This is a genomic window from Mycobacterium cookii (assembly GCF_010727945.1).
In the GTDB taxonomy this organism is placed as follows: Bacteria; Actinomycetota; Actinomycetes; order Mycobacteriales; family Mycobacteriaceae; genus Mycobacterium; species Mycobacterium cookii.
The window spans coordinates 1,451,046-1,460,631 of record NZ_AP022569.1 but is presented as its reverse complement, the minus strand read 5'-3'; the positions used below and the strand labels follow the sequence as shown (position 1 = coordinate 1,460,631).

Annotated in this window: 10 protein-coding genes; 8 read left to right on the top strand and 2 right to left on the bottom strand. The window is 67.1% G+C overall.

Annotation, left to right across the window (positions count from 1 at the left end; genetic code table 11):
• The first annotated feature begins 70 nt into the window (after positions 1 to 70).
• Positions 71 to 586 (top strand): hypothetical protein, encoded by a 516-nt coding sequence (locus G6N27_RS07075; protein WP_163775698.1) that lies wholly within the window; start codon positions 71 to 73, stop codon positions 584 to 586.
• A 7-nt stretch (positions 587 to 593) separates the two neighbouring features.
• Here G6N27_RS07075 and G6N27_RS07070 read toward each other — a convergent pair whose 3' ends face one another.
• Positions 594 to 905 carry a type II toxin-antitoxin system VapB family antitoxin gene (locus tag G6N27_RS07070; RefSeq protein WP_163775697.1) on the bottom strand — a complete coding sequence of 104 codons (312 nt, stop codon included), beginning with the start codon at positions 903 to 905 and terminating at the stop codon, positions 594 to 596.
• A gap of 240 nt (positions 906 to 1,145) precedes the next feature.
• Between G6N27_RS07070 and hrcA the strand changes: the two genes are divergently transcribed.
• From hrcA to era, 7 genes are all read left to right on the top strand, one after another.
• Positions 1,146 to 2,189, top strand: coding sequence for a heat-inducible transcriptional repressor HrcA (hrcA, locus tag G6N27_RS07065; RefSeq protein WP_163775696.1), 1,044 nt, complete (start codon positions 1,146 to 1,148; stop codon positions 2,187 to 2,189).
• 79 nt (positions 2,190 to 2,268) lie between these two features.
• Positions 2,269 to 3,411, top strand: coding sequence for a molecular chaperone DnaJ (dnaJ, locus tag G6N27_RS07060; protein ID WP_163775695.1), 1,143 nt, complete (start codon positions 2,269 to 2,271; stop codon positions 3,409 to 3,411).
• A gap of 9 nt (positions 3,412 to 3,420) precedes the next feature.
• Positions 3,421 to 4,179 (top strand): 16S rRNA (uracil(1498)-N(3))-methyltransferase, encoded by a 759-nt coding sequence (locus G6N27_RS07055; protein WP_163775694.1) that lies wholly within the window; start codon positions 3,421 to 3,423, stop codon positions 4,177 to 4,179.
• A gap of 86 nt (positions 4,180 to 4,265) precedes the next feature.
• Entirely contained in the window at positions 4,266 to 5,306 is a 1,041-nt protein-coding gene (locus G6N27_RS07050) for a PhoH family protein (protein WP_163775693.1), read from the top strand.
• A 63-nt stretch (positions 5,307 to 5,369) separates the two neighbouring features.
• Positions 5,370 to 5,903 carry an rRNA maturation RNase YbeY gene (gene ybeY / locus G6N27_RS07045; RefSeq protein WP_163775692.1) on the top strand — a complete coding sequence of 178 codons (534 nt, stop codon included), beginning with the start codon at positions 5,370 to 5,372 and terminating at the stop codon, positions 5,901 to 5,903.
• Positions 5,900 to 7,189, top strand: coding sequence for a hemolysin family protein (locus tag G6N27_RS07040; RefSeq protein WP_163775691.1), 1,290 nt, complete (start codon positions 5,900 to 5,902; stop codon positions 7,187 to 7,189). Before ybeY ends, G6N27_RS07040 begins: the two co-directional genes overlap by 4 nt.
• Positions 7,182 to 8,078, top strand: a complete 897-nt coding sequence (gene era, locus G6N27_RS07035) for a GTPase Era (RefSeq protein ID WP_163775690.1) — start codon at positions 7,182 to 7,184, stop codon at positions 8,076 to 8,078. Before G6N27_RS07040 ends, era begins: the two co-directional genes overlap by 8 nt.
• Here era and G6N27_RS07030 read toward each other — a convergent pair.
• Positions 8,067 to 9,536, bottom strand: coding sequence for an amidase (locus G6N27_RS07030; protein WP_163775689.1), 1,470 nt, complete (start codon positions 9,534 to 9,536; stop codon positions 8,067 to 8,069). The two genes, era and G6N27_RS07030, sit on opposite strands and share 12 nt — an antisense overlap.
• Positions 9,537 to 9,586: the final 50 nt, after the last annotated feature.

Below are 9,586 nucleotides of genomic sequence, written 5' to 3'. Positions count from 1 at the left end.
GCAAGTGGCTTGATGTACGACAACAGGGGGTACGACACCCCGTGTTCTGGTGTAAATCGAAGGGACAACGATGACCGTGAAATTGCTCGCCACCGGGGTGGCGGCCGTGGCCACCATAGGAGCCGCCGCAGCCGGCGTGACGTCACTGGCCAGCGGCGACACCTCCGCGCTGCAGGTGCGGCCCGTCGTGCTCAGCGCACCACTCGACCCGCCGCCCGCGCCGGGCCAGCCCGCGCTGCCCAGCCCCCAGACGCTCACCGACCTGGCGAACCGCGTCACCGACCCGGGCGTGTCGTACGAGACCAAGTTCGGTCTGGTCGAGAACGGCATCAGCGCAGAGGAGGGCCACGTCGCCGACCATGATCTGCGTAAGGCGTATCGCAACGGGAACTTCCCGGAACAGTTCGCCTTCAGCAATATCGCGCCGATCGGCCCGAATGGAGCCAGCGCCGACGTCTCCATCACGGGGCCGAAGTTCGCCGGGCCGGTGGAGAAGAAGCTGGCGTTCGTCGATCAAGGTGGCACCTGGGTGCTGCAACACGAGGCCGCGATTGCGCTGATCCAGGCGGCCAGCGCGGTCAACTGACACCCCGCTAAGCCTGCTGGGTCACCGCGTCCAGATCGAGTAGCCGCGCGTGCAGGACGGTGCGATTTCGCAGTGCCGCCCGCACCGCGCGGTGCAGGCCGTCTTCCAGATAGACGACGCCCTTCCACTTGACCGCGTGCGGGAACAGATCGCCGTAGAAGGTGGAGTCTTCGGATAACAGGCGATCCAGCGCCAGCACTGTGGTGGTGGTGACGATTTCGTCGAGGCGCAGCTGACACGGCGGAATCCGCGACCAGTCCCGGTAGGAGAGGCCGTGCTCCGGGTACGGCTTGCCTTCGCGCACACCTTTGAAGATCATCCGCGGCTGGTCTTCGGCGTAGCCGTGCCCGACGTGGCCATTGAGACAGGCTAGCGCGGCGACGATGCCGTCCGGCGCGGACGGAGAAGGAGCCGCGCCATCAGCTAGCGCGGCGACGATGCCGTCCGGCGCGGACGGAGAAGGAGCCGCGCCATCAGCTAGCGCGGCGACGATGCGGCGACGAAACCGTAGTTGCTGGTGATCCCCGTAAACTGGACCGGGTTAGGAGGGCGAATACCGATGGGGACTGCCGACGAGCGCCGCTTCGAGGTGCTGCGCGCGATCGTCGCCGACTTCGTCGCCACCCAGGAACCGATCGGGTCGAAGTCGCTGGTGGAGCGGCATAACCTTGGGGTTTCCTCCGCGACGGTGCGTAACGACATGGCGGTGCTGGAAGCCGAGGGTTACATCACCCAGCCGCACACCAGTTCCGGTCGGGTGCCCACCGAGAAGGGCTACCGCGAATTCGTCGACCGGCTCGACGACGTCAAGCCGCTGTCCTCGGCCGAGCGGCGCGCCATTCAGGGTTTCCTGGAGTCCGGGGTCGACCTCGACGACGTGCTTCGCCGCGCGGTGCGGCTACTGGCCCAGCTGACCCGCCAGGTGGCCGTCGTGCAGTACCCGACGCTGTCGACGTCGACCGTGCGGCACCTCGAAGTCATCGCGCTGACCCCGGCGCGCCTGCTGATGGTCGTGATCACCGACACCGGCCGGGTGGACCAGCGCGTCGTCGAACTCGGCGACGTCATCGACGACCATCAGCTCTCGCAGCTTCGCGAGATGCTCGGCCAGGCGCTGGACGGCAAAAAACTCTCCGCGGCATCGATCGCCGTCGCTGAGCTTGCCGCTCAACTCGACGGTCGGGGCGGACAGTCGAAAAGCCTGAGCGACGCGGTCGGTCGCTCGGCGACGGTGCTGCTCGAGTCGTTGGTCGAGCACAGCGAGGAGCGGCTGTTGTTAGGCGGCACCGCCAACCTGACGCGCAATACCGCCGACTTCGGTGGCTCACTGCGGTCGATCCTGGAAGCGCTCGAGGAGCAGGTCGTGGTGCTGCGATTGCTGGCCGCCCAACAGGAAGCCGGCAAGATCACCGTCCGCATCGGGCACGAAACCGAGGCCGAGCAGATGGCAGGCACCTCGGTGGTGTCCACCACGTATGGCACCCTCGACACCGTCTACGGCGGGATGGGTGTGCTCGGTCCCACCCGAATGGACTATCCGGGAACTATCGCCAGTGTCGCCGCGGTTGCTATGTACATCGGCGAAGTGCTGGGTACGCGATGAACCCGCAATGCATGCACAATCTATTGATGGCCGCTCATCAGTTGCTGAACAAGGCCTGAGGGTCTAAGGAAGGTCAAGCGTGGCACGCGACTATTACGGTCTGCTCGGCGTGGGTAAGAACGCGAGCGATTCGGAGATCAAGCGCGCGTATCGCAAGCTGGCGCGCGAGCTGCACCCCGACGTGAACCCCGACGAGGGCGCCCAGGCGAAGTTCAAAGAGATCAGCGCCGCCTACGAGGTGCTGTCGGACCCGGAGAAGCGGCGCATTGTCGACTTGGGCGGCGACCCGCTGGAAAGCGCTGCGTCAGCTGGAAACGGATTCGGCGGATTCGGCGGTCTGGGTGACGTGTTCGAAGCGTTCTTCGGTGGCGGAGCGACGTCGCGCGGCCCGATCGGACGCGTCCGGCCCGGCTCGGACTCGCTGCTGCGGATGCGGCTGGACCTCACCGAATGCGCGACCGGCGTGAGCAAACAGGTCACCGTGGACACTGCGGTGCTGTGCGACCGCTGCCAAGGTCGCGGCACCAATGGGAACTCGTCGCCGATGACCTGTGACACCTGTGGCGGTCACGGCGAGGTGCAAACCGTGCAGCGTTCGTTGCTGGGACAGGTCATGACGGCCCGGCCGTGCCCGACCTGCCGCGGCGTCGGCGAAGTGATTCCCGACCCGTGCAACCAGTGCGGCGGCGACGGCCGGGTACAGGCCCGTCGCGACATCACTGTCAAGATCCCCGCCGGTGTCGGCGACGGCATGCGGGTCCGGCTGGCGGCCCAGGGTGAGGTCGGACCCGGGGGAGGACCGGCCGGCGACCTCTACGTCGAGATCCACGAACAACCCCACGACATCTTCGTGCGCGACGGCGACAACCTGCACTGCACGATTTCGGTGCCGATGGTCGACGCCGCGCTGGGCACCACGGTGACCGTCGACGCGATCATCGACGGCCTGACCGAGATCACCATTCCCGCGGGGACCCAGCCCGGCTCGGTGACCACCCGGCGTGGTCACGGGATGCCGCACCTGCGGTCCGGTGCGCGCGGTGACCTGCTTGTGCACGTCGAGGTTGTCGTGCCGGAGCGGCTCGACCACCAGGACGCCGACCTGCTGCGCGAGTTCAAGAGCCGACGCGTGCGCGATGTCGCCGAGGTTCGGTCGACCCACAGCCACGCATCCAACGGCGGGCTGTTCAGCCGGCTGCGTGAAACCTTCACGGGGCGCTAGCCGCCAGGCATGGCTGGACTGTTCTACATCGACGCGCTCCCCGAGACCGGTGAGCTGGCCGTCGTCGACGGCGACGCCGGATTCCACGCCGCCACCGTCCGACGCATCCGCCGCGGCGAGACGTTGATCCTGGGCGATGGCACCGGTGGTCTGGCCCGCTGTGCGGTCGAGGACACCGACCGCGACGGGCTGCACGCCCGGGTGCTGGACCGTTGGCACATCCCGTCGGTTCAGCCGCCGGTGACGGTGGTTCAGGCGCTGCCGAAGACCGAGCGTTCCGAGCTGGCGATCGAGTTGGCCACCGAGGCCGGCGCGGATTCTTTCGTGGCGTGGCGGGCTGCGCGTTGCGTGGCCCGCTGGGAAGGGCCCCGCGCCGAGAAGGGTTTGCGACGCTGGCGTGCGGTCGCCAGGGCCGCCGCGCAGCAGTCCCGCCGCGCGCACATTCCATCGGTGGAGGGCGTGCTGTCGACCGAGGCGCTGACCCAGCGGGTCAGCGACGCGGTGGCATCAGGCGCGACGGTGTTGGTTTTGCACGAGTCGGCCGGCGAGCGGCTCGCGGATCTGTCCCTGGCGCAGGCAAAGTCACTGGTGCTGGTCGTGGGCCCCGAAGGCGGAATTGCCCGCGACGAGCTTGCCGCGCTGGCCGATGCCGGCGCCGTCGCCGTCCGGCTGGGCCCGACCGTGCTGCGCACGTCGACGGCGGCGGCCGTCGCGTTGGGCGCCCTGGGGGTGCTGACGCCGCGGTGGGAGCTGCCCGACGGCGGCTAACCATTGGGTTTGCCAACTGCCCGGCGGTAGACTGAGTCGTCCGAGCCCACCACGCCACATCGCAGAAAGCAGGCAGTAGTACCCACGTGACGCCCCGCGAGACCAACGCTGCTGATACGTCGACATCTCAAGTCCGCAGCAGCATCGACGTTCCGCCCGACCTCGTCATGGGCCTGCTCGGCTCCGCTGACGAAAACCTGCGTGCACTCGAGCGCATTCTGGCCGCAGACATGCATGTGCGCGGCAACTCGGTGACGCTGACCGGCGAGCCCGCCGACGTCGCGCTCGCCGAAAGAGTGCTCTCTGAACTCGTCGCGATCGTCGCCGGCGGCCAGTCGCTGACCCCCGAGGCGGTACGCCACAGCGTCGCCATGCTCACCGGCACGGGCAACGAATCGCCGGCCGAGGTGCTCAGCCTCGACATCCTGGCGCGCCGTGGCAAGACGATTCGGCCCAAAACGCTGAACCAGAAGCGCTACGTCGACGCGATCGACGCCCACACCATCGTGTTCGGGATCGGGCCGGCCGGGACCGGAAAGACCTACCTGGCAATGGCCAAGGCGGTCAGAGCGCTGCAGAGCAAACAGGTCTCGCGGATCATCTTGACCCGGCCCGCCGTGGAAGCGGGTGAGCGCCTTGGCTTTCTGCCCGGAACGCTGAGCGAGAAGATCGACCCGTATCTTCGCCCGCTATATGACGCGTTGCACGACATGATGGATCCCGAGCTGATCCCGAAGCTGATGGCGTCCGGGGTGATCGAGGTGGCGCCGCTGGCGTACATGCGGGGCCGGACCCTCAATGACGCGTTCATCATCCTCGACGAAGCTCAGAACACCACCGCCGAGCAGATGAAGATGTTTCTCACCCGGCTCGGCTTCGGCTCGAAAGTCGTTGTCACCGGCGATGTTACGCAGATCGACCTGCCCGGTGTAGCCAGGTCGGGTCTACGCGCGGCGGTCGACATTCTCGACGGCATCGACGACATTCACATCGCGGAGTTGACCAGTGCCGACGTGGTCCGGCATCGGCTGGTCTCGGAAATCGTGGACGCCTACGCGCGGTACGAAGAGCCCGGCTTGGCGATGAACCGGGCAGCGCGGCGGGCCTCGAGCGCTCGCCGCCGGTGACGGAGCGCCATTGACTCGCGCCGGCGACGATGCAGAGCGAAGCGATGGGGAGGAGCGGCGCCATTGACTATCGAGGTTGCGAACGAGTCGGGCATCGACGTTTCCGAATCCGAATTGGTCAGCGTCGCAAGGTTTGTCATCGCCCAGATGGACGTCAATCCGGCCGCTGAGCTGTCGATGGTGCTGCTGGACACCGCGGCGATGGCCGACCTGCACATGCGCTGGATGGACCTACCCGGCCCGACCGACGTGATGAGCTTTCCGATGGACGAGCTCGAACCGGGCGGCCGCCCCGATGCTCCCGAACCCGGACCGGCGATGCTCGGCGACATCGTGCTCTGCCCCGAGTTCGCCGCCGAGCAGGCCGCTGCCGCCGGTCACACGCTGGGCCACGAGTTGGCGTTGCTGACGATCCACGGCGTGCTGCACCTGCTCGGCTACGACCACGCCGAGCCGGACGAAGAGAAAGAGATGTTCACCTTGCAGCGGCGGCTGCTCGAGGAGTGGGTCGCCGACCAGGTCGAGTTCTACCGCAAGGAACGCCAGATCGAACGCGATCGGCGATTACTCGACAAGTCAAGGCATTTCGACAATTGAACAGCCCCGCTCCACTGCTCGGCGCGATCGTGCTGATCTGTCTGGGCAGCCTGTTCGCCGCCATCGACGCCGCGCTCGCCACGGTGTCGATGGCGCGGGTGCAGGAGCTGGTCCGCGACGATCGCCCAGGTGCGGTACGGCTGGCCAAGGTGATGACCGACCGTCCTCGCTACGTCAATCTGGTCGTGTTGTTGCGGATCGTCTGCGAGGTCACTGCGACCGTGCTGCTGGCGGCCTACTTCTACCGCAACGTGAGCCGCGATTGGGCGCTGTTCGCCACCGCGGCGATCATGGTGGTGACCAGCTTCGTCGTGATCGGTGTCGGCCCGAGAACGCTCGGGCGGCAGAACGCCTACTCGATCTCACTGGTGTCAGCACTACCGCTGCAAGCGATCTCGGTGCTGCTGGCCCCCCTCACTCGGCTCCTGGTGGTGCTGGGAAACATGCTGACGCCGGGTCGCGGCTTCCGCAACGGGCCGTTCGCGTCGGAAATCGAACTCCGCGAGGTCGTCGACCTGGCACAGCAGCGCGGCGTGGTGGCCGCCGATGAGCGCCGAATGATCCAGTCCGTGTTCGAACTCGGCGATACGCCGGCCCGCGAGGTGATGGTGCCGCGCACCGAGATGATCTGGATCGAGAGCGACAAATCCGCCGACCAGGCGACGTCGGTCGCGGTGCGCAGCGGGCACTCCCGCATTCCCGTGATCGGTGAGAACGTCGACGACATCGTCGGCGTCGTGTACCTGAAAGACTGTGTCCAGCAAGCGTATTACTCATCCGCCGGTGGGCGTGACACACCCGTCGCGAAGGTGATGCGCCAGGCGGTGTTCGTGCCGGACTCCAAGCCCCTGGATGCGCTGCTGCGAGAAATGCAGCGCGACCGCAACCACATGGCGTTGCTGGTCGACGAATACGGGGCGATCGCCGGGCTGGTGACAATCGAGGACGTGCTGGAGGAGATCGTCGGTGAGATCGCCGACGAGTACGACGCAGGCGAGGTCGCGCCGGTAGAAGACCTGGGCGACAACCAGTTCCGGGTATCGGCGCGACTGCCGATCGAAGATGTCGGTGAGCTGTTCGATGTGGAATTCGAAGAGGACCTCGACGTCGATACGGTCGGCGGGCTGCTGGCCCTGGAGTTGGGCCGTGTGCCGCTACCCGGCTCAGAGGTGATCTCGCATGGGCTGTTGCTGCATGCCGAGGGTGGACCCGACCACCGCGGGCGAATCAGAATCGGTACTGTTTTGCTGCGCCGGGCGGAAGTGGTGACTGCGGACCATGACTGAATTCCGTTCCGGTTTCGTATGTTTCGTCGGCCGGCCGAACACCGGAAAATCGACGCTGACGAACGCGCTGGTCGGCTCGAAGGTGGCGATCACATCGAGCCGTCCGCAGACCACCCGGCACACGATCCGCGGGATCGTGCACCGCGACGACTTCCAGATCATCCTCGTCGACACCCCTGGGCTGCACCGGCCGCGCACCTTGCTGGGCAAGCGGCTGAACGACTTGGTGCGCGACACCTACAGCGAAGTCGACGCGATCGGCTTGTGCATTCCCGCCGACGAGGCGATCGGACCGGGGGACAGGTGGATCGTCGAGCAGATCCGTTCGACCGCGCCCAGAACGACATTGATCGGCGTCGTCACCAAGATCGACAAGATAGCCAAGGACAAGGTCGCTGCCCAGCTCGTCGCGGTGAGCGAACTCCTCGGTGATGCCGAGATCGTGCCGGTGTCGGCAGTTGCCGGTGAGCAGATCGACCTGCTGACAAATGTTTTGGCCGCCGCGCTGCCGGTCGGACCACCCTATTACCCCGACGGCGAGCTGACCGACGAACCCGAGGAGGTCCTGATGGCCGAGTTCATCCGGGAGGCTGCCTTGGAAGGCGTGCGGGACGAGTTGCCGCATTCGCTGGCGGTGGTGATCGACGAGGTCACTCCGCGTGAGGGTCGTGACGACCTGATCGACGTGTACGCACTGCTGTATGTCGAGCGGGAAAGCCAGAAGGGCATCGTGATCGGCAAAGGCGGGGCACGGCTGCGCGAGGTGGGCACCGCAGCGCGCAGTCAGATCGAGAAATTGTTGGGCACCAAGGTCTTTCTGGATCTGCGTGTCAAAGTAGCCAAGAATTGGCAGCGTGACCCCAAACAGCTTGGCAGACTAGGTTTTTGACGCCGTAACGGGCGGGATGTCGTAGCCGGTGTTCCACCAGGCCGTCGGCTGCTTGGCCGACCAGCCGCACACCGCCTCCAGCTCGGCGGCCAGCGAGATCAGCAACGGCTCGCTGTTGGCCGGGCCCATCAACTGCACGCCGATCGGCAAACCGTCGGAGGTGAAGCCGGCCGGGACGTTGATCGACGGCCAGCCCAGCACATTCCACGGCCAGGTCACCGGGCAGGCGGCGATCATGGTCCGGTCGGTGCCCAGACCGCTCAACTTGTCGAAGGCGTGCGCCGGCGGTGGCGGCTGCGCGGTGGTCGGCGCGAGCACGACGTCCACGATGCGGAAGATCGAGCCGACCCGGCGTTGATCGGCCGCCTCCTGCGCGCGGGCCTTGCGCAGAATCGACTGCGAGAGCACCCGGCCGACGCGCATGTTCGCCTGCGTCCGGGAATCCCACTCCACACCGTCGCCCAGCCGGTCAGCCCAGTCCAGCAGCCCGGAGGTGGACCGGGACAAGAAGTTCCACGACAACCGCAGGCCGTAATCGGGGTTGCCCGACACCACGCTGTGGCCCAGCAGCCGCAGCTGGTCGCCGACGGACTCCAGTGCGGCCTTGATCTCCGGATGCAGCCGGGCGCCGAAAAAGGTGAACGGGAACCGCGTCGACAACGCGATCCGCAGCGGGCCCGGTGCGATGCCGACGTGTTCGGACACCGTGACCGGCCGCGGCTTGTGCAGGTCGCCGTCGACGTTGCCGGACGCCGCGTCGAGCACCAGCGCCGCGTCGGCGACCGTGCGGGCCAGCACACCGTTGACGGTGATGCCGTTGAACGCTTCGCGCAGCGGCCACGTCGAGATGCGTCCACGCTGCGGCTTGATGCCGACCAGGTGGGTCCACGCCGCCGGGATGCGCACGCTGCCCGCCCCGTCAGAGCCGATCGCGGCGGTTACCAGCCCGGCGGCCACTGCGGCCGCGCTACCACCCGACGATCCGCCCGGGGTGTGCTTGCGCGACCACGGATTGCGGGTGTGGCCGAATCCGGGTCCGCTGGTGAACGGCCACTGGCCCAGCTCGCAGGTGTTGGTCTTGCCGACGATCACCGCACCGGCCGCCTTCAGCCGGCGGACCACTTCGGCGTCCTCGGTGGCCGGCCGGACGTTACCGGTGGTGCCGAACCAGGTCGGCGACCCGGCGACGTCGACGTCGTCTTTGACCGCGATCGGCACACCGAGCAGCGGGGCGAGGTCCCCGGCGGCGCGTCGCCGGTCCGCCGCGGCGGCGTCGGCCAGCGCCGACTCGGTGAGCACGACGCGAAAGGCGTTGAGCGTGGACTGGCTGTGGCCGATGGCGCGCAGCGAGCGGCGAACCAGCTCGTCCGAGGTCACTTCTCCGCTGGCCAGTTGATAAAGCTGGTCGGTCAGCGTGGGGAAGCGGGATAGCTGCGAGTTACTCATCGGTACAGACATTATCGGCGCGGGTACAAGGCGCCGTCGCAGTGCGGTGACAAACTGATATC

Excerpts from the sequence above, each read along its gene's own strand:
- G6N27_RS07070 (WP_163775697.1), bottom strand. The coding sequence starts at position 905 with ATGATCTTCAAAGGTGTGCGCGAAGGCAAGCCGTACCCGGAGCACGGC.
- G6N27_RS07075 (WP_163775698.1), top strand. The coding sequence starts at position 71 with ATGACCGTGAAATTGCTCGCCACCGGGGTGGCGGCCGTGGCCACCATA.
- G6N27_RS07055 (WP_163775694.1), top strand. The coding sequence starts at position 3,421 with ATGGCTGGACTGTTCTACATCGACGCGCTCCCCGAGACCGGTGAGCTG.
- hrcA (WP_163775696.1), top strand. The coding sequence starts at position 1,146 with ATGGGGACTGCCGACGAGCGCCGCTTCGAGGTGCTGCGCGCGATCGTC.
- era (WP_163775690.1), top strand. The coding sequence starts at position 7,182 with ATGACTGAATTCCGTTCCGGTTTCGTATGTTTCGTCGGCCGGCCGAAC.
- G6N27_RS07030 (WP_163775689.1), bottom strand. The coding sequence starts at position 9,536 with ATGTCTGTACCGATGAGTAACTCGCAGCTATCCCGCTTCCCCACGCTG.